21 protein-coding genes are annotated in these 23,080 nt (G+C 44.9%); 16 read left to right on the forward strand and 5 right to left on the reverse strand.

Annotated features, from left to right (window positions below):
* Positions 1-42: 42 nt before the first annotated feature.
* From radD to rplY, 5 genes are all read left to right on the forward strand, one after another.
* Positions 43-1,794, forward strand: coding sequence for a DNA repair helicase RadD (gene radD / locus J4N43_RS09465; protein WP_047100738.1), 1,752 nt, complete (start codon positions 43-45; stop codon positions 1,792-1,794).
* A gap of 155 nt (positions 1,795-1,949) precedes the next feature.
* On the forward strand, positions 1,950-2,315 hold the full coding sequence (locus J4N43_RS09470; protein WP_372008595.1) for a PepSY domain-containing protein: 366 nt from the start codon (positions 1,950-1,952) through the stop codon (positions 2,313-2,315).
* A gap of 76 nt (positions 2,316-2,391) precedes the next feature.
* Positions 2,392-3,051, forward strand: a complete 660-nt coding sequence (locus J4N43_RS09475; protein WP_005378073.1) for a response regulator transcription factor — start codon at positions 2,392-2,394, stop codon at positions 3,049-3,051.
* Positions 3,041-4,390: an ATP-binding protein gene (locus J4N43_RS09480; RefSeq protein WP_054576423.1), complete on the forward strand. Its 1,350-nt coding sequence runs from the start codon at positions 3,041-3,043 to the stop codon at positions 4,388-4,390. Before J4N43_RS09475 ends, J4N43_RS09480 begins: the two co-directional genes overlap by 11 nt.
* A 284-nt stretch (positions 4,391-4,674) precedes the next feature.
* Positions 4,675-4,953: a 50S ribosomal protein L25 gene (gene rplY / locus J4N43_RS09485; protein WP_005378066.1), complete on the forward strand. Its 279-nt coding sequence runs from the start codon at positions 4,675-4,677 to the stop codon at positions 4,951-4,953.
* A 147-nt stretch (positions 4,954-5,100) separates the two neighbouring features.
* Here rplY and J4N43_RS09490 read toward each other — a convergent pair whose 3' ends face one another.
* A complete protein-coding gene (locus J4N43_RS09490) occupies positions 5,101-5,616 on the reverse strand; it encodes a GNAT family N-acetyltransferase (protein ID WP_017634886.1) in 516 nt (171 codons plus the stop codon).
* Between the two features lie 751 nt (positions 5,617-6,367).
* Here J4N43_RS09490 and ushA point away from each other — a divergent pair.
* Together ushA and J4N43_RS09500 are read left to right on the forward strand one after the other, a co-directional pair.
* Positions 6,368-8,056 (forward strand): bifunctional UDP-sugar hydrolase/5'-nucleotidase UshA, encoded by a 1,689-nt coding sequence (ushA, locus tag J4N43_RS09495; RefSeq protein ID WP_005378064.1) that lies wholly within the window; start codon positions 6,368-6,370, stop codon positions 8,054-8,056.
* 415 nt (positions 8,057-8,471) lie between these two features.
* Positions 8,472-8,693 carry a hypothetical protein gene (locus J4N43_RS09500; protein WP_005386686.1) on the forward strand — a complete coding sequence of 74 codons (222 nt, stop codon included), beginning with the start codon at positions 8,472-8,474 and terminating at the stop codon, positions 8,691-8,693.
* A 129-nt stretch (positions 8,694-8,822) separates the two neighbouring features.
* Here J4N43_RS09500 and J4N43_RS09505 read toward each other — a convergent pair whose 3' ends face one another.
* Positions 8,823-9,071 carry a DUF1289 domain-containing protein gene (locus J4N43_RS09505; protein ID WP_005378062.1) on the reverse strand — a complete coding sequence of 83 codons (249 nt, stop codon included), beginning with the start codon at positions 9,069-9,071 and terminating at the stop codon, positions 8,823-8,825.
* A 184-nt stretch (positions 9,072-9,255) separates the two neighbouring features.
* On the opposite strand from J4N43_RS09505, the gene J4N43_RS09510 reads away from it, so the two are divergent.
* The 9 genes from J4N43_RS09510 to J4N43_RS09550 all read left to right on the forward strand — a co-directional run bounded on the left by J4N43_RS09510 (position 9,256) and on the right by J4N43_RS09550 (position 19,541).
* The gene (locus tag J4N43_RS09510) at positions 9,256-9,702 is read left to right on the forward strand and encodes an META domain-containing protein (RefSeq protein ID WP_005378077.1); all 447 of its coding nucleotides are present in this window, start codon (positions 9,256-9,258) and stop codon (positions 9,700-9,702) included.
* A 435-nt stretch (positions 9,703-10,137) separates the two neighbouring features.
* Positions 10,138-11,298: an ABC transporter substrate-binding protein gene (locus J4N43_RS09515; RefSeq protein ID WP_053349520.1), complete on the forward strand. Its 1,161-nt coding sequence runs from the start codon at positions 10,138-10,140 to the stop codon at positions 11,296-11,298.
* A 9-nt stretch (positions 11,299-11,307) separates the two neighbouring features.
* Complete coding sequence (locus J4N43_RS09520) at positions 11,308-13,017, forward strand: ABC transporter permease (RefSeq protein ID WP_053349519.1); 1,710 nt, start codon at positions 11,308-11,310, stop codon at positions 13,015-13,017.
* Positions 12,983-13,630, forward strand: coding sequence for an ATP-binding cassette domain-containing protein (locus J4N43_RS09525; protein ID WP_042522013.1), 648 nt, complete (start codon positions 12,983-12,985; stop codon positions 13,628-13,630). Before J4N43_RS09520 ends, J4N43_RS09525 begins: the two co-directional genes overlap by 35 nt.
* Positions 13,623-14,234, forward strand: a complete 612-nt coding sequence (locus J4N43_RS09530; protein WP_005386693.1) for a CDP-alcohol phosphatidyltransferase family protein — start codon at positions 13,623-13,625, stop codon at positions 14,232-14,234. The genes J4N43_RS09525 and J4N43_RS09530 overlap by 8 nt, the downstream gene beginning before the upstream one ends.
* A gap of 123 nt (positions 14,235-14,357) precedes the next feature.
* On the forward strand, positions 14,358-14,837 hold the full coding sequence (locus J4N43_RS09535) for an outer membrane lipoprotein (RefSeq protein WP_005386695.1): 480 nt from the start codon (positions 14,358-14,360) through the stop codon (positions 14,835-14,837).
* Between the two features lie 202 nt (positions 14,838-15,039).
* Positions 15,040-16,569: a nitric oxide reductase transcriptional regulator NorR gene (gene norR, locus J4N43_RS09540; protein WP_053349518.1), complete on the forward strand. Its 1,530-nt coding sequence runs from the start codon at positions 15,040-15,042 to the stop codon at positions 16,567-16,569.
* Positions 16,570-16,743: 174 nt separating this feature from the next.
* Positions 16,744-18,405 (forward strand): hydroxylamine reductase, encoded by a 1,662-nt coding sequence (gene hcp / locus J4N43_RS09545; protein ID WP_053349517.1) that lies wholly within the window; start codon positions 16,744-16,746, stop codon positions 18,403-18,405.
* A gap of 80 nt (positions 18,406-18,485) precedes the next feature.
* Positions 18,486-19,541, forward strand: coding sequence for an FAD-binding oxidoreductase (locus J4N43_RS09550; protein ID WP_062730697.1), 1,056 nt, complete (start codon positions 18,486-18,488; stop codon positions 19,539-19,541).
* A 213-nt stretch (positions 19,542-19,754) separates the two neighbouring features.
* Here J4N43_RS09550 and J4N43_RS09555 read toward each other — a convergent pair whose 3' ends face one another.
* From J4N43_RS09555 to J4N43_RS09565, 3 genes are all read right to left on the reverse strand, one after another.
* Positions 19,755-20,696, reverse strand: a complete 942-nt coding sequence (locus tag J4N43_RS09555; RefSeq protein ID WP_158159622.1) for a class I SAM-dependent methyltransferase — start codon at positions 20,694-20,696, stop codon at positions 19,755-19,757.
* 31 nt (positions 20,697-20,727) lie between these two features.
* Entirely contained in the window at positions 20,728-21,420 is a 693-nt protein-coding gene (locus J4N43_RS09560) for a TIGR01621 family pseudouridine synthase (RefSeq protein ID WP_158159621.1), read from the reverse strand.
* Between the two features lie 83 nt (positions 21,421-21,503).
* Positions 21,504-22,874: a sodium-dependent transporter gene (locus tag J4N43_RS09565; RefSeq protein ID WP_042522154.1), complete on the reverse strand. Its 1,371-nt coding sequence runs from the start codon at positions 22,872-22,874 to the stop codon at positions 21,504-21,506.
* Between the last annotated feature and the right edge of the window lie 206 nt (positions 22,875-23,080).

The following is a 23,080-nucleotide window of genomic DNA, read 5'->3' on the forward strand; positions in this document are numbered from 1 at the left end:
AGCGTTCCTCGTTCGAATAGTTGAGCAATTTCACATATTTTCATGTACACACTTCGTCCTTATCAAGCCGACTCGGTTAAAGCCGTTATTCATTACTTTCGTAAACACTCGACACCAGCAGTGATCGTGCTGCCAACCGGTGCAGGAAAAAGCTTGGTGATCGCAGAACTTGCTCGCCTTGCGAAAGGACGAGTGTTAGTCCTCGCCCACGTAAAAGAACTGGTCGAGCAAAACCACGCGAAGTATGAAGGTTATGGTTTAAAAGGTTCTATCTTCTCAGCAGGATTGGGACGAAAAGAAACTGACCAGCAAGTCGTGTTTGCTTCGGTTCAATCGGTCGTACGTAACTTAGATTCGTTCAAAAACCAGTTTTCTCTGCTCGTTATTGATGAGTGCCATCGTGTGCCAGATGACAAAAACAGCAGCTACCAAAAAGTTATTACTCACTTACGAGAACTGAACCCTGGCATTAAGGTGCTGGGATTAACTGCAACGCCCTATCGTTTAGGAATGGGCTGGATTTATCAGTATCATACCCGAGGTCAAGTGCGAACCGAAGAGCCTCGATTCTTCCGCGATTGTATTTTCGAACTGCCGATCCGTTACTTGCTCGACGAAAACTTCCTCACTCCAGCCCGCATGATGGATGCGCCCGTTTTGTCTTACGACTTCTCTCAGCTGAAGCCCGCTAACACCGGACGCTACAAAGAAGCAGAAATGGACATGGTGATCGATAAAGCCAAACGTGCGACTCCACAAATTGTTGAGCAAATCATGCAATATGCGAAAGAGCGCCAAGGGGTCATGATCTTCGCTGCAACTGTTCGACACGCACAGGAGATCCACAGTCTATTGCCAGAAGGCGAAACTGAAATCGTCATTGGTGATACACCTACGCCGGAGCGCGATGCGATCATCCAAGCGTTCAAGAATCGTCAAATAAAATACTTGGTCAATGTTTCGGTACTGACAACCGGTTTTGATGCGCCGCATGTCGATTTAATCGCGATTTTGCGACCAACAGAGTCAGTCAGTCTGTACCAGCAGATAGTAGGACGAGGATTACGCTTATCAGACGGAAAATCAGAATGTTTAGTGCTTGATTACGCAGGCAACAGCTACGATTTATACCAGCCTGAAGTCGGTGATCCAAAACCAGACTCTGACAGTGAAATTATCACGATTCCTTGCCCGGCTTGCGGATTCAATAACAACTTCTGGGGTAAGTTGGATAGTAACGGTTTCTTGGTTGAACACTTTGGCAGACGTTGCCAAGGTTACTTTGAAGATGAAGACACAGGCGAACGTGAACACTGTGGCTACCGTTTTCGTGCCAAATACTGTGGTGAATGTGGTGCGGACAACGATATCGCTGCACGAATTTGTCATGAGTGTGACGCGACGCTCGTTGACCCAGATAAAAAGCTAAAAGAAGCCCTTAGTCTCAAAGATGCATTAATCTTTGAATGCACAGAAATGGACCTATCTGTATTTAAGTCCAGTGATGGTAAATCTCAGCTAAAAGTGACGTATTCTGGTGAACCATACCAAGGCGAAGGCAATGCGTTAGTTCATGAGTTTTGGTCATTGGGTACCAAAAAACAAAAACAAACGTTTAAAGATCAGTTCGTACGTCCCCACTTAGCAGACAAGCATCGCCCTTTTGAAGAGGCTTCACCGACACGCGTTGTCGCTAATCAACATCGTTTCCGTTTGCCTCAGTTTGTTATTGCTAGAAAATCTGGTCGCTTTTGGAAGCTGCGAGATAAAATTTTTGAAGATGAGTTGAAATAACATCGACAACACATGGCAAAACTTAATTAGCTGATTCACTCTCTGTTCATCTATCTCCGATATACTGCGGCTAACGCTCCAGAAAAGGTTTGACTATGTATAAAGCAACGACTTCTCTACATTCTGCGTTACTTTTCGGCCTTATCACGACATTCATGTGTGCACCAAGTTTTGCCAAGCATGGCAACGAGTACACATCACAAAATGGCCACGCCATCGTGCAAGATGTCGAAAAGCCAGGAACACGCATCGAATTCGATGAAGATCAAGATGAGGTCTATCGCGCGGTTCAACAAGGATATATACGACCATTTTCGGAACTTTACGCCGCAGTAGAAAACGACCTATACGGCCGCATCATCAAGGTCGAGCTTGAAGAAGATGATGATGCTTGGGTGTATGAATTGAAAATTCTGTACAACAATAGCGTCCTGAAAGTTGAGTACGACGCCGCCACGCTGGAAATGCTTGAGATCAAAGGTCGCAGCTTTAACAAAGCGTTAAAACCGCAAAACAACTAAACTTGTCTAATGCGTAATCCAGACGCGATGCGTAGCTTACTTCGATAAAAATCCAAACATAATAAGAATCATCAATATGAAAATACTTGTTGTTGAAGATGATCCTCGTTTAGGCGAGCAAATCATCGAAACATTAGAAAGTACCGGCTGGGTACCAGAATTGTCCCAAGATGGCATAGACGCTCTGTATCGCGCGACTTCGGAAGAATGGGACGCCATTGTTCTTGACCTCGGCTTGCCAAAACTGGATGGTCTTACCGTCCTAAAAGGCATCCGAGATGAAAACATTAATACTCCTGTCGTGATTCTAAGCGCTCGCGACACCCTAACGCAGCGAGTTGAAGGCTTAAACGCAGGTGCAGACGATTACCTAACTAAACCATTTGAAATGGTTGAGCTTATCGCTCGTATTCGTGCACAGCTGCGAAGAGCCTCTGGTAATGCCTCTCCTGTAATGCAAATTGGCGACTTGAGCTTGGATACACGCACTTCTAAAGTCATGTGGCAAGGGCAAGCGGTAAGCTTGACTGCGCTAGAGTATAAAGTGGTCGCTTACTTTATGCATAACCCGGAAAAAGTGATTTCTCGAACCGAACTCGTTGAGCACATTTACAAACAAGACTTTGATCGTGACTCCAACACAATCGAAGTTTTTATCGGCCGAATTCGCAAAAAAATCGCACCAAAGATCATCAAAACTGTCCGAGGGTTGGGATACCAATTAAATGCCGAATAGAAACAGGCTACCGTTGAACGCAATAAAACGACTGAGTATCAAAAGTCGCCTCGTTTTAGCGGCGATCGTTTGGTTAACAGCAATGATCCTCGCCGCTGGTGTGACGATACCGACGCAGGTCTATAACTATATGGTTGATGACACTCGCTCACAGCTCAGCATTTTTATGGATGAAGTCGCCGCACAGTTAGAAGTCGATAACACCGGGCATCTTTCACTCGCAGCTCAGCTATCAGACCCTCGATTTAACCGACCTTACAGTGGTTTGTATTGGAGCGCCTCTACAGAGGCAAGCCTCGAACGTTCTCGTTCGTTGTGGGACAAAAAAATCGAATACAAAGGTTTGGATAAAGATGCGTATGGAGCAAGAGGCGAAAAACTAATTACGCTAGAAAAAGCGCTGTATCTTCCTGATTACGATGGTCCTATTCACATTATTATTGGTATTGACGAAGAGCCCATTAAAAATACCCTTCAGACGTTAATCGGCCAACTTTGGCTTATTTTGGGTTTATTATTCGCGGGCGTACTTACCGTCATTTTACTGCAAATTGCTTGGTCATTGAGTCCGCTTACAAAGCTACAAAAAGAATTAGCCGAGCTGAAGTCTGGTAATAAAAAGAGTCTAGAAGAAACCTACCCAAAAGAGATTTCTCCTCTAATCTTCGACCTCAACGCTCTGCTGTTCCATTACCAAGAATTACTAGAGAGAGCTCGCAATCATGCAGGTAACCTATCTCATGCACTTAAAACGCCACTTTCTGTTCTAAAAAATGAAGTTCAGACGTTAGAACCTGAGGCACAATCCCGTCTCCGAGCTCCAATCAATCAAATACAAGACCATATCGATTACCATTTGGGTCGTGCCCGTATGGCCGGATCGATGAACATATTATCAGTGAAGTCGAACCCAGCAGAGCGTGTGGATGCTATCTCAATGGCGTTTGATAAAGTGTATGCGAGCCGAAGCATTACCTTAATTAATGAACTTGATTCAGAGCTGAATGTAGCAGTAGAGCAGACCGATCTCGATGAAATGCTAGGTAACTTGCTAGAAAATTGCTATAAGTGGGCCAACAGCATGATTCGTGTGCACTCCTCTCAGGATAAGGAAAATATACACATCATTATTGAAGATGATGGGCCAGGCATCCCTAAAGAGAAACTGAGTCAAGTAATCAAGAGAGGAGTTAGATTGGATGAAACAACCCCTGGCTCAGGTCTTGGTCTAAACATAGTCAGTGAAATGGCACACAGTTACCGAGGTCAATTAACATTGGATACAAGCGCTTTAGGTGGATTAAAAGCATCTTTAGTCTTACATCTCAGCCGAACATAAAGCATATAACACATAAACTTTGTTTTTCGGACCATGATCAGTAAACCGATAAAAATGAAGTCGATGTGAACAAAACCCAAGCAAAGCGTTAAAAGGGATAGCCTTCCACCCCGCTAAATCATACCTTTTTGTTGATTTGGATACGATTTGGGTTGCCCATTTATAAGTGGAATGATAGTATCCGCGCTCGCTTGAACAGTTCCTGTTTCAAGCTTTACCACGAACAACAAGGTCGCATTGTTGATTGTGAACATTTGATTTTTACTAATTTGAGAGTAAATACTATGAAATTCGAAGCAGTAGTACGTACTGAACTAGGTAAAGGTGCGAGCCGCCGCCTACGTCACGCTGGCAAATTCCCTGCAGTTGTATACGGCGGTGAAGAAGCAGCAGTAGCTATCGTTCTTAACCACGACGACATCGTAAACCAAATGGACAAGCCTGAATTCTACGAAGGCATCGTTCTAGTTATCGATGGCAAAGAAGTTAAAGTTAAGCCACAAGACGTTCAACGTCACGCGTTCAAGCCAAAAGTTGAACACATGGACTTCATCCGCATCTAATTCCCTACCAAGGAATTAATCGGATTAAATCCAAACCTTTTGCATAAAAGATAATCGGACTTACCAACCGAGACATCTAAAAAATTTCAAAACCCCGGAGTCTTACCACCTCCGGGGTTTTACTATATTTGGCATATAGCATTTGATTTATGAGCGGGCAATATACTTCACTAAAGTGAGATCGGTCAGCGTCATACTCTCAATCACTTCCGACTCTTCCTCTCCAGTACGCACAAAACCACACTTCTTGTAAAAGTTAAGCCCCTGTTGATTAGTATCCAGTGCTTTCAAACTGATCTGCATAACTGACGTAGAGAGCAAACGTGTCTCTAACTCATCTAACAGTGCACTTCCTGCTCCTTGCCCATAATGTAGCGGCGTAACGTAGCAACATGTCACTAATGCCGTTTTATCTTCGCTGGTGTGGTTAGGTAACTCGTAACTTAAAAAGCCAACAATTTCTCCTTGCCTCTCAACTACGATCAATTGGGCCAGTTGCTCCGTCATCACTCGTGCCCACATCCTTTCTCGACGCTCAATCGTAAACTGCTCTATGTAGCTCTTTGGCATTAATCCTTTATACGCCACCTGCCAAGAATCAACGTGTATCTTGGCGATTTGGGCTGCTTCCTTTTTGAGTGCGTCCCTTACTGTGTATCTCATAAGCATCCTTTATTAGCGTTCACCACTTACAAATTCTTTTAACCCTACCCTTTAAACCAAAGCTCAAAGATAACAGCTACAGTCGCAACGCTTTACATTAATCCATTTCATTTTCATTAATTAAATGATAGTTCACATCATAATATTCGAACAAGAACGATCCATTATTTACTTTTCATTTTGACTCATTAGGTTGAATCTATTTGTTTAAACACTCGAGTGTCAAATGCGGAATAAGCACGATAAGGTATCGGATGAGGATAAATAAACGATGCCTAAAGCATAAGGTTTCTAAACGATCGCAATTATAGTAAAGAGATAAATACAATTTTTGATAGAGTTAGGCAGAATAAAGCCATAATCAAATGAGTTTCAATTCTGTGCTGTTCATTATGCATACAAACCGAGCCCCTCATCATTAGAGCGAAAATTTATAACGATTTGTGTCATACCTATTAGGGAAAACATAAACTTGGCAAAATTATCACCAAAATCAGCGTAATACTTCGCAAAAATGCGCATTGATTCACACAAACAACACACATTCAATTAACTACCTCACAAAAAATAGAGCTAGCTATATAAAATAAATACTAAATACCAATTCTGTTTATTTATAGACGTAGTTTGCAGGCTTATTAATTCATTTCTCCGATAGAAGTATAAATAAGAGATAGATCACTAAAGTTTCACATTAATTCCGTATATTTCACGCCGTAACAATAACAAAATCACAAAGAAAGGATCCCTTATGAAGTTTTCCAAATCTCTTTTGGTAGTGGCAGTGGGCGCTGCGCTAGCAGGATGCGGCTCAGACAGCGACAATTCTCCAGTAACCTGCGAGACTGCAGATTCTTGTACTAAGTTCACCGTTCTCCACACTAACGATAACCATGGTCGCTTTTGGCATAACAGCGACGGCGAATACGGCATGGCTGCGCGTCACACTTTAATCGAATCTATCCGCGCAGAAGTCGAAGCAAAAGGCGGTGAAACCATTCTGCTATCTGGCGGTGATATTAATACCGGCGTACCAGAATCAGACATGCAAGATGCGGTTCCAGACTTCGTAGGGATGAACCTACTTGGTTACGATGCAATGGCTGTCGGTAACCACGAATTTGATAACTCACTAGATATTCTCGATATGCAAGCCGAGCTAGCTGACTTCCCTATGCTGGCTGCGAATATCTATAAAAAAGATACAAACGAGCGTTACTTCGACCCTTACAAAGTATTTACTATCAACGGCCTTAAGATCGCTGTTATTGGTCTAACAACGCAAGACACTGCGAAGCTAGTCAATCCAGACAACGTATCAAACATCCACTTCGAAGACCCTCAAGTAGAAATCAAAAAGGTACTGAAGGAAATCGAAGAGAACGAAAAGGTAGACCTAGTATTTGCAACGACGCACATGGGTCACTACGAAGATGGCAAAAACGGTAGTGAAGCACCAGGTGACGTTAAACTCGCTCGCTCTCTTGAAGAAGGACAGCTAAACGCTATCATCGGTGGTCACTCGCAAAACCCTGTATGTATGGAACCAGGTACCAATGAGTATGCTGATTTCAAACCTGGGGATGATTGTGCCCCAGACCAACAAAAAGGTACTTGGATTATGCAAGCGCATGAGTGGGGTAAATATGTGGGTCGTGCAGACTTCGAATACTACGACGGCAAGCTTCACTTAGCAAACTACGCACTGATTCCTGTAAACCTTCTAGACGAAAACGATGAAGTTATCGGTGAACGAATTCAACAAGATGCAACAGTAAAAGCGTTACTACTGCCATACCAACAACAAGGTCAAGAGTTATTAGATGAGAAGATTTCTAATACGACGGGTAAGTTAGAAGGTGATCGTAACGTAGTTCGCTCTCAACAAACTAACCTAGGTCACCTACTCGGCGAGGCATACCGTACTTACAAAACGGTAAATGCTGACTTTGGTGTGATGAACTCTGGCGGCGTGCGTGATTCAATCCAAGATGGTGATATCACTTACCGTGACGTACTAACGGTTCAGCCATTTGGTAACTTCGTGACTAAAGCAACTATGACAGGTAAAGAAGTTAAAGAATACCTAGACGTGGTTGCGACGAAATCTGCAGGGTCTGGTGCTTACGCTCAACTAGATAACATCACTTTAGATGTAAATTGTGATGCTGGCTCAGTAACCATTACCGATATTAACAATAAAGGCTTCGATCTAGACGCAACGTACACATTCTCTGTAATCAGCTTCAGTGCTGCTGGTGGCGATAACTATCCAATTATCGATGTTCAATCTACACAGCTAACCGATGCATACGTTTTGCGCGAGTTCTTCGTAAACAACCCACAAATCTCTGCGGATAACTACAACAAGAACTTAGAGAACATCAAGTACTTCAGTAATGGCCAACCAGTAAAAGGTTGTCCTGCAACTGGTAGCTAATACTCAACACCTTACCCCTGGCGCTAAGAGCTTTTACAAGCAATTTCGTCAGGGCTTTCCTTAAAACCGAAGCTTTGTGCTTCGGTTTTTTATTTTCGATAAATTACTGAAAACTCTCCACCTTCACAATATGTTCAAAAATTGTTCATTTGTGTTATTGACGCCCCTGTGTTGGGCTTCTATGTTTGATAAGGTCTTTTAAATATGCAGGTTCATCGGCTAAATTTCGCGAAACATTTTTAATCGCATAGTCAATGATTCTGAGAAAGATGTGAATGGCGTTACAAACACTGCTCTCAAACAATTTGTCTTTGGACTTCAAACGATGGTGATGTGCCTCCACGCGCACACTAATGAGCAGCGATCTGGACGTCAATGTGTTCAAACTGCTGCCATCGAGTTCTGGAGGTCAAAAATGAAACGAGCCAGCAATAGCTACAGACTCCAAATGATCAAAGAAGTAGTTACCCGTAGAGAGCGTGAAGCTTGTACGGATCCTATGGCGAGATATATTCATCAACTGATGGATGAACGCCCAACAAGTAAATTAGATGTTGAATTCAATCATCGATTTTCAGGAAATCACTTCGACGAACAAGCGGGAGGCTGGGTTAGCGACCGTTGGTCGATGAAATAACGCCAATTACCGCTCTATAGGGAAAATGGATAGGAGATTCCCGGTTCTTAAAGGACACCTTGCCGGACCGGGAATATGTAAAAGCCTAATCAGAACCGAAAGCGTAAACCCATTGATTGAACAAGAGTTCTAGAATAAGTCTTGTTGAGGCGATGACTCATCTTGAAGCTGTTCTGGCTTCGTCTTCCCCGCCAACATCTTTCTTCTGTACCTTTGACGACACAACTTAATAACGTGCAACTGCTGAGCGGGGGTTAAGTTAAGCCAATTAAACCTTTCCTCTCTCTTTCTCATACACCCCTTGCAATACCCTTTTTCATCGGAGGTACATACTCCAACACAAGGGCTTGGGACAGTAAAAAACTCCAGTTGCTCCATACTAAAACCGCTCTTTCCATATTAGGGCGTATTGGCCTAGTTTAAATAATGAGAAGATTAGTCAGCAACAAAATCTGCTATATACTTCGTTATGTCAAAAACATACGAAACCATAACCTTATGCTGACAAAAACAGTGTTTTATTACTTATACTTACCGCGTTTATAAAAACGGAGTCTATAAAATGAAGCTTAGCCTAAAAACGTTAGTTACAGCAATCTCTCTCCCTGTTCTTATGACTGCTTGTGCTAGCAACGGTGATGATGTGAAAGAAATAACGGCTCAAGATTTGCAGCACCACAACTGGGAACTTGTTCAAGTTGATGGCAAAAATATCGTTCTAGACGAACACCAAAAAGCTGCTCGCCTAGAAATCGGTGAAAATCTAACCGCAAACGGCAACGCAGGTTGTAACAACTTCTTCGGTCAAGCCGAGCTGAAAAACAACCAACTACGCATCGAAAAAATGGGCATGACCATGAAGATGTGTATGGAAGATCAAATGAAGATCGAAAACGCAATGACACAAACACTATCTAACTGGAGCGATATCACGCTAACTAAAGATGGTCTTGTTCTGAAAAGTGCCGATCACGAATTGACGTTTACACTACGTGACTGGGTAAACTAATCCCAACTAAGTAAACCAAATAGTATTTTGAAAGCAGCCAGACGGCTGCTTTTTTATATCGATGAATCGTTAGTCATGCATGCTAAAGTCATTTAAATGGCCAACTTTCTTTCTCTTTTCGCCCTCAATTCCATGCTTTAGACATCAATTTTGCTCTGTAAAACAACCTATTCATATCTCTGGGGACAATAATTTTCAATTACTTGAAAGAATATCCTCAAACAAACGGTCCGCTCCTAAAATGACACCAAATTTGTCCTTTCTTCGTTTTGCTTCACATTGAGAGTAATTCTTTGAATCAATGAGTGATTCCGTTTGGGATTGGCATTGATAATAGAGAGAGATGAATTACTATCCTTGTAACAGAGCGGAACGACTTGCGAAAACATCAATAGAAACGAAAGCAAGCACCAAAAGACATAACACGGAATAGATATGAAAAAGCTACTCAGCAGCATTGGCATTTTAGCCACGACTTTTGCGACACCTTCTTTTGCCGATTCATCAGTGAATAGCGAATGGCAAAAAATCGAACAGCAAGCCGACGGGCAATCCGTCTACTTTCATGCTTGGGGCGGGAGCCAAGAAATTAATCGCTACATACAGTGGGCGAGTAGAGAGCTAAAATCACGTTATAACGTGACGCTAAACCACGTTAAAGTAACTGATATTTCTGAGACCACTACTCGACTTATCGCAGAAAAAGCAGCAGGCAAAAACAGCGGTGGTAGTGTTGATATGGTTTGGATCAATGGCGAAAACTTCAAATCAATGAAGGATAACCAATTGCTATTTGGTCCTTTTGTCGAAGGTTTGCCAAGCTGGCAATATGTGGATAAATCTCTACCAATTGATGTGGACTTCTCCGAGCCAACAGAAGGTCTAGAAGCACCTTGGGGAGTAGGACAATTAGTGTTTATCCATGACGAGCAAACCCTCCATAACCCTCCAAAATCATTCGCAGAAATGCTGAGCTATGCAAAAGCGTTCCCGAATCGCCTGACTTACCCTCGACCACCAGAGTTTCATGGCACAAGCTTTATCAAAGCATTACTCATTGAACTGTCTAACAACGCCCCTGAGCTGCAACAACCAGTTACCGATGACACGTTTGAGCAAGTCACTCAACCGCTGTGGTCTTATCTAGATGAGTTCCATAAAGTCGCTTGGCGCGGTGGTAAGCAGTTTCCAGGCGGTACAGCAGAAACCCTTCAGCTACTAGATGATGGTCAGACTGACCTGGCGATTACCTTTAACCCGAACGCGGTTTTCTCTGCGCAGTCGAGCGGTAATCTTGCAGAGAGCACCAAAGCGTACGCAATGGACGCAGGAGCACTCTCAAATATCCACTTTTTAGCGATTCCTTGGAACGCAAATGCCAGTGCTGGTGCACAAGTTGCGATAAACTTTTTATTGAGCCCTGAAGCACAGTCTCGCAAAGGTAACCTAAACATCTGGGGCGACCCTTCGGTACTAAACAACCAATACCTAACTGGTTCGGCCAAAAACACTCAACAATTCAAATCTATCGCTGAGCCACATCCAAGTTGGCAAGCGGCGTTAGAAAAAGAATGGTTGAAACGCTACGGGAATTAGTAAGAATCCATGTTAAGAGCGCTGTATTTAGTCATTATCGCAGTTTGTATTTTGCCTACCATTCCGGGACTATTTGGAGTGGTGGTCTCTGCGCTCGGTTATGTACCTCCTATCGGTCTACACCACTTTTCTTTTGATGGCTTCAATGCCGTCTTTGATTCGGAAGGTGTTTGGACATCCATCGGGCTTACTTTCTACTCCGCCATTTTCAGTAGCTACTTGGCTTGCTTCATCACGTTTGCCATTCTACAGGCGTCTTGGGGCAGCAAGTTTTGGCGAAAAATTGAAGTTAGCCTTTCCCCACTTCTCGCTATGCCGCACGTCGCGTTTGCAATTGGCTTTGCGTTCTTGTTTGCCCCAACTGGTATGGGCGTTCGTGTTCTCAACCAACTGTTTGGTTACGACCCGAATGCACAAACGGTGAATGACTTAGCATTGCTGATTAAAGACCCACATGCACTCGGTTTGGTCATCATGCTTGCGATTAAAGAAGTGTCGTTTTTATTGTTGATGAGCATTCCGATCCTTCAGCAATTGAAAGTCGACAAGATTGAAAAAGTCAGTCACTCGATGGGCTACAGTTCCGCGCAAGCATGGTGGAAATGCGTATTTCCGCAATGGTTAGCAAAACTTCGTTTCCCAATGCTGGCGGTATTGGCTTACAGTTTGTCCGTTGTCGATGTCGCCCTGATTATTGGCCCTACCAACCCACCCACGTTTGCGGTTTTGGTATGGCAATGGTTTAACGATCCAGATTTATCGCTCCTACCAAGAGCTGCCGCTGGCGCAGTAATACTGTTTGCGATCGCTAGCCTTTTGATTGGATTTGCACGCTTAATGGAATGGTGTATTACCAAAGGCTTCAAACGCTGGCAGTACTCTGGTCGAAACGGTTTTCGTTTACCCGGTAAAACCCTATTTTCACTGATTACCCTACTCGCACTTCTAATGATTCCACTCATGGTGGTGTGGAGCTTTGCTCAACGTTGGCGCTTTCCAGATTTGCTCCCAAGCCGTTACAGCCTGCGTTTTTGGGAATACGAATGGCACAGTATTCTTGGCACGCTGGAACAGAGCATGCTGATTGCCGTTATCAGCGCGACTGTCGCTCTAGCCCTTGCCTTGATCGCACATGAGTATCGCCTTCGTTATCGCTGGCAGGTGCCCGGTTACATCATCGCCATCCCAATGCTGATTCCTCAGCTATCCGTGCTATTCGGTATGCAAGTAGTGACGCTGTACTTAAACAGTAACGCGTATTTCTTTTGGGTATGCTGGGCGCATGTGTTCTTCGCATTCCCATTTATTTACCTCTCGCTAGACGGGCCGTGGCGCAGCTTCGATAACAGCTTAACTCGCGTCGCACTCAGCTTGGGTAAAACACCGATGCAAGCTTGGTTAAAAGTGAAACTGCCAATCCTCCTGCCTGCGATTGCATTCGCGTGGGCTGTCGGTATTAGTGTCAGCCTAGCGCAATACCTACCTACATTAGTGCTAGGGGCTGGGCGCATTAGCACCATCACAACCGAAGCCGTTGCACTATCCAGTGGTTTTGACCGACGTGTCACCGCTATTTACGCCATTTGGCAAGCTCTGCTGCCATTCTTGTTCTTCTCTTTTGCGATACTGCTTAGCCGCTTACACGTGAAGTATCGCCGCTTGTCTATAAAAGGTTTACTACTGAATGAGTCTTTGTCTCGAAAACCTCGCCATCCGTAAAACCAATGGCGACGCGCTTTTCTCGGCGTTCAATATGACCGTAGAAAAAGGTGAAATCGTTACCCTGATGGGGCCTAGCGGTTGTGGTAAATCCACTTTGTTGGATGCCATTGCCGGGCACCTATCCGCCGAGTTCAACTACTCTGGATCCATTACGCTTGATAACGAAAAGTTGGATGCCCTCCCTGCCCATAAGCGTCAGGTCGGTATTCTATTCCAAGAAGATTTGCTCTTCCCTCATTTAACGGTGTGGGAGAACCTTGCCTTCGCGCTACCAAACTCAATCAAAGGTGAAGAGCGTAAAGCTCACGCTATGCAAGCGCTGAAGAACATTTCATTGACCAAACTAGCAGAGTCCTTTCCTGACCAAATTTCGGGAGGGCAACGCGCCCGTATTTCATTGACTCGTATGCTGCTAGCAAAGCCGAAAGTTGCGCTACTTGATGAGCCCTATAGCAAGCTGGATAAAGACCTGCGTGTACAATTTCGCAATTGGGTGGTCGAACAATTGCAGCAAGCGAACATCCCTACTTTGATGGTAACGCACGATGAAGACGATATTCCTGATGGCAGCCGCTGCCTAAACTGGCCGTGGGAGACAAATCATGCTTGATAGCCTGAGTATAAAGCTCATCCGCAAACCGCTGGCACTCAGTGCGACATATATCGATAAATGTGGCATCACCGCAAATCAGACGACAGTATTTGGTTTTGTGCTTGGCTGTTTTGCCCTGCCTGCTTTGATCGCCGAACAGTACTTGTTGGCGTTGCTGTTTATTTTGCTGAACAGAATCTGTGATGGGTTAGACGGTGCACTGGCAAGGATTCAAGGCATTACCGATGCGGGTGGTTTTCTTGATATCAGCTTAGATTTTTTGTTCTATTCGTTGATTCCTTTTGGCTTTGTGCTTGCCAACCCAGAGCACAATGCCGTTGCAGGCGCATTTTTGATTTTTTCCTTCATCGGCACTGGTAGTAGCTTTTTAGCTTTTGCCATCATGGCAGGAAAACAAGGCATCGATAATCCGGTATATAAAAACAAATCGCTTTACTACATGAGCGGCTTAACCGAAGGTACAGAAACCATTGGCTGTTTGGTTTTATTTTGTTTGCTACCGCAACACTTTGCCGTCATCGCGTATATCTTTGGCGCGGCATGCTGGTTTACCACTTTTACACGTATTTATTCAGGGTTTCATACGCTTAACGATCATTAATACTGCTTAGACAATCGCGTTTCCTTAAGGGACAGGCCGCTAAGCCACTGTTTTATAAAGCACCAAAACGCAGGTTAAATTGGGGTATATACTCTTTGAATGAAGAAACCATTCGGAGGCTATATGAAAAAACAGATCAATTTAGGCATGTTGCTCACCATTACTTGTGCGCTCGTGCTTGGCGGCTGTAGCTCACCTAACCCGTACGGAGATGCATACGGCTCATCCGACACTCGCAAAGTTCAGCAGGTTTACTACGGCACAGTAGAAAAAGTAGAACCCGTAACCATTGATGCCTCTACCCAATCCAATGCCATTGGCACCATCGCTGGTGCTGCCGTGGGCGGGATCTTAGGCTCAAAAGTTGGGGGCGGTTCTGGCTCGGATATCGCTGCCATTGGTGGTGGTCTATTGGGTGGCTATGCAGGCAGCAAAGCGGCTGAAGCAACCGCGAAAAGAAATGGCGTGAATCTGACCATTCGTTTAGAGGACGGAAAGATTATCTCTATTGTTCAAGAAGCAAATCCAAACATGATTTTCCAACCAGGCCAAGCGGTCCAAATCAATGTTTCTGGTAATGACGCCAGAGTCGTTCCTCGTTAATTCGGACGAACCAAACCTTTGGCCTGCTTTAATTCAAACACCTAACCCGCGCAAGCTTACATCACTGGCTTGTTAACTTGCGCGTTTCTTTTCGTATCAAACTTGATCGTCGTCAATGGAACATCAATCTCCCACACCTTTCGATGTTCAAATGACATCAAGTTGCTAGCATGAGCCCATTCCAGATAACTTTGGGCTTGTTATGACTCCGACTGTTGACCACGTACTCCTTAATATCGCGCTAAACCTCAGCTCAAATCGCTCTCACGAGCAGCAATATCAAAATCTCATTGATGGGGTCGCGCAAGTATTCCCATGTGATGCGAGCTGCCTGTTTATCTTCGATGAGGATGGTTTTCTAACTCCTGTCGCGGTAAAAGGCTTATCCAGCTCGGTCTTAGGTCGTCGCTATTTCCCCAAGGCGCACCCTCGCTTAGATGCCATTATTCATAGCCGTGAACCGGTGCGTTTCGATGCCGATTGTTCACTGCCGGATCCTTTCGACGGCACACTATTAACTGAAGACCAATGCATTGATGTTCACGATTGCATGGGCTTTAGCTTGTATGTCGAAGGCCAACTTGTTGGCGCACTAACGATGGATGCACTAACGGTGGGCGCGTTTGATGGCATCGATCCTGTCGCTATCGAAACCTTTGCGGCTTTGACCGCTGCGACATTGCGTAACATTGCTCAGTTAAAAGCGCTCAAAGCGCAAAACCAGAAGCAAAAAAGCGTCACTCAAACCCTTATCCAGCAAGCCCGTTCTCAACATGGCGAAATGGTGGGTTTGAGTCCACAGATCAACCAGTTACGAAACAACATTGCGACTGTTGCTCAATCAGATTACGCAGTACTTATCACAGGAGAGACCGGTACTGGTAAAGAACTGGTCGCGCACTCGGTACACGCGCAATCTCATCGTAGCGATAAGCCGATGATTTACGTCAACTGTGCGGCCCTGCCTGAAGGTCTGGCTGAGAGTGAACTGTTTGGCCATGTCAAAGGCGCATTTACAGGTGCTAATAGCCACCGTGCCGGTAAGTTTGAACTGGCAGACGGTGGAACGATTTTCCTTGATGAAGTGGGCGAACTGCCTATGATTTTGCAAGCAAAATTGCTGCGCGTAATTCAGCAAGGCGAGCTGCAACGTGTGGGTAGCGATCAGCATTTGATGGTCAATGTGCGCATCATCGCCGCGACCAATCGACAATTAGAAAAAGAGGTCGAAGCTGGCACGTTTCGAGCAGACCTTTTCCACCGTTTAAACGTATTCCCAATCCAAGTTCCCCCACTTCGTGCCCGTGACGGTGATATTCCCGTTTTAGCCGGATATCTGTTAGAAAAGGTACGCCAACAATTTAATGCGCCCAATCTTCACGTTCACCCTAAAGTGTTGACTCAACTGGAGTCTTTACCTTGGTACGGAAACGTACGCGAGCTCGAACACACTTTAACTCGCGCGGCTTTACACGCTATTCAACAAGGTGCAAGCACGATCATGCTTAACCATTTTGACACCTCATTGGCTCTCGATGATGTAAAAAACACATCGCATTATCTGCCTAAAGAAAGCCAACCAATGCGAGAGCTAATAGAAAGCTATCAACGTGATTTAATTGAACATGCTTTGAGCCAAACTGGTGGCGTTTGGGCAAAAGCAGCGGAGTTTTTACAAATGGATCGCGGGAACTTATATCGGATGGGTAAAAAGCTCGGGATCAATAAATAACCGACCACAAGAAGTCGATGTGATTAAGACATCAACCCCGTTGTCTTAATTACATCAACCACTCTCCTAAATCTGATAAAATTCAATATAAATCAACAAGATAATAATTGGCACACATTCTGCTCTCTAGTGGTCAACATCACGACTATTAAAACAATCACTGGAGAACCCAATATGTTCTGTATTCAATGTGAACAGACAATTCAAACCCCTGCTGTTAAAGGTTGTTCTTTTGCACAAGGTATGTGTGGTAAAACTTCTGAAGTATCTGACCTTCAAGACGTGTTGGTTTACACACTGCAAGGGGTTTCTTTTTGGGCATCAAAAGCACTTGAATTCAACATCATTAACGATGAAATCAACCAATGGGCACCAAAGGCATTTTTCTCTACATTGACGAACGTAAACTTTGACCCTGAACGTGTCCTAGAGCTAACTTCTCAAGCGGCAACGTACAAAGCATTGCTAAAAGAGCAAGTAATGTCTGCTGCAACTTTGTCAAACACCAACCTTACTGACATTCCTGCCGTTGCCAACTTCGAGCTACCAAACAGCGCAGAAGCGATCTTAGCTTTTGCTCCTCAAGTCGCGGTTAACCGTGGTAAAGACCAAGTACATGAAGATGTTATTGGCCTACGCCTACTTTGCCTATACGGACTTAAAGGTGCAGCCGCGTACATGGAGCACGCACGTGTTCTTGAGCAAACCAACAACGATATCTATGCCGAATACCATGAAATCATGGCGTGGTTGGGCACAGACCCTGAAGATCTTGGTGAACTACTTGATTGCTCAATGCGCATCGGCCTGATGAACTACAAAGTGATGGAAATGCTCGACCAAGGTGAAACAATGACTTTCGGCCATCCAGAACCAACCACGGTGAACGTCAAGCCAGTAAAAGGCAAATGTATTCTTGTTTCTGGCCATGATTTGCATGACCTAGAAAAAATCCTGCAACAGACTGAAGGCAAAGGCATTAACGTTTACACCAACGGTGAAATGCTACCTGCACACGGCTACCCTGAGCTGAAGAAATACCCTCATCTTGTCGGCAACTACGGCAGCGCATGGCAAAACCAGCAGAAAGAATTCGCAAACTTCCCTGGCGCAATCGTAATGACGTCAAACTGCTTGTTGAATCCAAATGTGGGTCAATACGCAGACCGTTTATTCACTCGTAGTATTGTTGGCTGGCCTGGTGTGGCTCACATCGAAGGCGATGATTTTAGCCAAGTGATTGAATGTGCTCTAGCGCAAGACGGTTTCCAACACGATGAAATCGAACACCACATCACGGTTGGTTTTGGTCGAAATGCACTGATGAACGCCGCCCCTGCGGTTATCGACCAAGTGAAGCAAGGCAACATCAAGCACTTCTTCCTAGTCGGCGGTTGTGATGGTGATAAAGCGGAACGTAGCTACTACACCGATTTTACGGCTGAAGCACCAGAAGACACGCTAATCCTGACCTTGGCGTGTGGTAAGTTCCGCTTCAATAAGAATACGTTCGGAGATATCAACGGCATCCCTCGCCTATTGGATGTGGGCCAATGTAACGATGCTTACTCTGCAATCCAGCTTGCACTTGCACTGGCGAAAGAGTTTGACTGTGATATCAATGAACTACCACTCACGCTTGTGCTTTCTTGGTTCGAGCAAAAAGCGATCGTTATCTTGCTAACGCTATTTGCATTGGGCGTGAAAGGCATTTACACAGGCCCTACTGCACCGGCATTCCTAACGCCAAACCTAATCGCCATCATCCAAGAGAAGTTCGATATGCGCAGTATTGGCAATGTTCAGGATGATCTAAAAGCCATCCTAGCAGCTTAATAAACTTGCTTGTTCGCGCCTCCTTACGTGGAGGCGCTATCTATTTCGAACTAAAAATAGCCACAACCAAAGAGATTGTTATGTTTTTTGAATGGCAAGGTAACCAACCCGTCACACTCCGTTGCATCGACAAATACTTCGAAACACACGACACCGTCAGCATCAAATTGGCCGAACTAACCGAATCACTTCTGTTTCAGTTTAAGCCTGGCCAGTTTATTAACTTGGGCGTCGAAATTGATGGAAAAATGGAGTTTCGTGCCTATTCAATCAGCTCGATCAATGAAGACGATCACCTTCAACTCACCATCAAACGAGTATCTGGCGGTAAAGTATCGAACTACATCGTTGACTCGCTGCTGCTTGGTGATACCGTTCAAGCATTACCACCAGCGGGCGAATTTAACTGCATTGACCATCCACCCGTTTTACGTGATGGCGAAACAAAAGCCTTGCTTATCAGTGCAGGTTGCGGCGTCACGCCCGTATTTTCGATGGCAAAACACTGGCTGAGTAATCAAGATGAAAACGACAACGATGTGGACATCGCATTTCTTCATATCGCACGCAGCCCAGAAGAGACGATTTACTACGATCAGCTAGAAACGTTAGACGCCGTATATCCCAACTTCCATTTAAAGCTGTTGCTGAAAAACCGCGAAGGAACGTCACACCCACAAGGTCGTTTGAATGCCGACTGGATTAAAGAGCTTGTTCCTGATTTCAAGCAACGCACCGTTTACCTGTGTGGTCCAAGCCAGTTTATGCAAGATGTTCACGGCTATTTGAATGATCTTGGTTTTGACATGACGAACTTCTACCAAGAGAGTTTTACGCCAGCGACTGGCGCAGAATCATCGGTCTCCGATGAGACGGTTAACGTTTCTGTTCCTGATTTTGCTCAAAGCATCGATGCGCAAAAAGGTCAGGTACTGGCCGATGTGCTCGAAGGCGCAGGTTTACCATTAATCGTCGCTTGTCGAAGCGGGATTTGTGGCTCGTGTAAATGCAAGGTTCGTAAAGGCAACGTCTCTTCCACCAGCCTAGAAACATTGACGCCAGAAGAAATTGAACAAGGCTATGTGCTCGCCTGCTCATCAACCATCGAAGCGGATCTTGAAGTGCAGATCGGTTAATGCTGCTGGTATCGATCTTTTATTGTTTCCCGTCATTCCGGCGAGCCTAGGCGAGATCAGGAACCTAATATCAGCGTGTTAAGAATAACTCATTCTGATAATAGACTCTGAATCACACTCGCGTCTCGCTATTCAGATTGACGGGGTATCGCGGAAATGCCAGCCGTACTCAAACGGCTGGTATTATAGATAGGTACAACTTTCGTTTCGTCGTCATTGCTTCTCGCTAAACAACAACACTTTCAATGCTGCTTCGCTGTCTACGTCCATAAACTCTGGCGGGTTATCCAGACGCTCACGGAATGTCAACTCTGGCGCTTCTTCTTTCATGCTTTCAATCAAGAAGTCGCTTGTCACAGATGGTGAGTTCACACATGCCATCACTTGACCGCCTTCTGCCAACAAATCCGGCAATCGACGTAGAATCTTTTTGTAGTCTTTAGTCAGCGCAAAGCTGCCTTTCTGGAATGAAGGCGGATCGATGATGATCAAGTCATACTGACCAGATTTCTTAATCTTACCCCAAGATTTAAAGATATCGTGCCCCATAAAGCTTACCTGGTTGATGTTATGACCATTTAGCTTGTGGTTCTCACGACCTTTAGACAGCGATGCTTTCGCCATATCGACGTTAACCACTTTATCTGCGCCCCCCGCAATGGCAGCGACAGAAAAGCCACACGTGTAAGCAAACAAGTTAAGCACGTTTTTATGCTTCGCATTTTCGCGTACCCAATCACGACCGTAGCGCATGTCCAAAAACAGACCGAAGTTTTGGTTGCGGCCAATATCCAATTGGTATTTCAAACCGCTTTCTTCAACGACAGGGCGAGCGTCTAATTCACCGACAAGCACTTCTGAAGGCGCACCATCAGCATAACGGTGCTGAAGAACCATAGTGCGACCTTGCTTGTCTGCCCACAGTGGTGATTGTACCAACGCATTGAGGCCGCTTTTCAGCTCAGCGAGAAACGCGTCGTCGACTTCTTTAAACAAGTTGATGATCAACTGACCTTGTAACCAGTCACAGGTGATTTGCTCTAGGCCCTCAAAACGACGACCACGACCATGAAACAGTCGACGAATTTCATTCGGAGCTTGCGCTAGCTCGGTTTCTAGATGCTGAAAAAACAGCGGAAGTTGTGATGCTTGCATCGAGTTCTCTTATTAGTTTTCTTTGTGACGGTTATTTGATCGTAGGCCAGTTCAGTTCCCAGGGGGAAAGCCAAGTATCCAAACCCTGAGAGACGATTTCACTGTGCCATTTGTTACCAAGCACTTTGTATTCTCGTGGATCGCAAACAAAGCGATATTGCTCATCTCGGTATTGGAAGCAAAGTGAAAATGCATGCAGATAACCGCGATCAGCCTCATTGCCTGCATTGTAAATCGGGTCGCCAACAATACCTGAGCCAACCGATTTTAATGCCACGCGGATTTGATGCGTTTTACCAGTGTGCGGCTTACATAAAAATAAACGCTCTCCGGGCTCTGCCGCAAGAGAGAAAAACTGGGTAACGGCTGGGTTATTTTTGCTGTTGACCAGCTTCCATGATGAACGGCGCGAACGCTCCATATCACCAACGACCAAACCTTGTTTCTTTTTCGGCTTTTTAGAGCCAATCGCCAGATAGAACTTTTCCACTTGGCGGTCAGCAAAAGCTTGCGATAACGTACTGGCCGCTTTAGCGTTGCGTCCGAGGAGCAGAATACCCGATGTCATTTTATCCAAGCGATGGATAAGATAGAGCTGCTCATCACCACTCTGCTTAGCCACTTCTTGCAGCAGCATTGTGTCGCCATCGTCTTTATGAACAGAGACGTTAGGATGCTTATTGATGATCAGAAAATCGGGATGGGTATGTAGAATATCGAACATAAAAAACTGGCTCCACGTTTGGAGCCAGCAGTATACATAAGTTACCGGACAAAGCTATCGAGGCTTGCCCCCCAAGGTCTTTGCTAAAGCTTCTTCGAGAAAATGCCAGCAAGACCAATGATTGCGATACCCAGCAGCATGATTTCACCTTTGCCACTATCAAAGCCAGACTTAATCCCCATGAAGGCAACAATAGCAATCGCAACAGGAATCAGGTATTTAACTAGGTTGTACCACAATCCAAATAGCGGGAAGGATACTTCGCCGTCATTAGTGATCTCTTTTTCTAACTCAGCACGGCTTAGGCGCCATCCTGCAAAGATACAAACCAACATACCACCAACCGCTAAGAAGATTTTGTCCGTTAGTAAGTCGAAGATATCAAAGGCACCGGTACCAAACAGCGTTGGTCCCATTCCACCTAACGATAGTGACGCAAAAATACATAATGCCGCCATAACTGCACTTGCAGACAGAACTGCGTTAGAGCGCTTCATGCCTTTCTCGTCAATTAGGTAAGACACGACAACTTCCAATAGTGATACTGAAGAAGTTAATGCCGCCACCGTCAAACCGATGAAAAATAGCAACGCGAATAGCAACCCAATCACACCGCCCATTTCAGCAAATAGCTGAGGAACGACAACGAATACAAGACCAGGGCCTGCTGCAGGCTCCATGCCAAAGGCAAACATTGCTGGGAACATAGCAACACCAGCAAGAATCGCGACACCTGTATCCATCGCAGTAACCATACCGGTTGTTTGAACTAGGTTCTCTTTCTTCTTCAGGTAAGAACCGTACGTCATCATACAACCCATACCTAAGCTAAGTGAGAAGAACGCCTGCCCTAGTGCAGCAAGAACTACGTTGCTGTCGACTTTAGAAAAGTCCGGCATGAATAAGAACTCAAGGCCAGCCATTGCACCTGGCAGCATCAAGCCTTTAACAGAAACAACGATTAGGATTAAGAACAGAAGCGGCATCAGAACCTTACCAGCTTTCTCAATACCACCCGAGATCCCTTTCATCACAATCATGACGTTAAGGAACAGGTAAACACCCATCCACATTAAAGGTTGAATCGGATCTGAGATGAAACCGCCAAAGCTGTCGCCAATTGCTTCTGGCGCGCTGAGTAGACCACCACCCACTTTAAAGATGTAGGCCAATGCCCAACCACCAACCACAGGGTAGAAGCCCATGATCAAAAGACCACTGAAGACTCCCATAACGCCAGTGAACGTCCAGCGTCGGTCAGTTGTTTTGAATGCACCTACGGCAGAAAGACCTGTCTTACGACCAATAGCGAACTCTGTCAGCATCACGCTAAAGCCGATAAAAATTACAAAGATAAGATAGATAGCAACGAATGCACCGCCGCCACTCTCACCTGCTGTGTAAGGGAATTTCCATATATTGCCTAAACCGACAGCGGAACCCGCTGCTGCCATTACGAAGCCTAGTTTAGACCCCCACGTATCACGTGGTGCTGCTGTATTAGTTGTAGCCACGCTTTTTCTCCAAAATTAGTTTGTTGTGTATGCATAGAGATAGGCGTCTAAAAAGTTTATGTAAAAATTATTGTACACTTATAAAATAAGCGTTCGACGCACTATGTCTAGAAAGTAAAGCAGCTCCCCTTTAAAATTGGAACCCC

Origin of the sequence: Vibrio sp. SCSIO 43009 (genome assembly GCF_023716525.1) — a bacterium.
Lineage (GTDB): Bacteria > Pseudomonadota > Gammaproteobacteria > Enterobacterales > Vibrionaceae > Vibrio > Vibrio alginolyticus.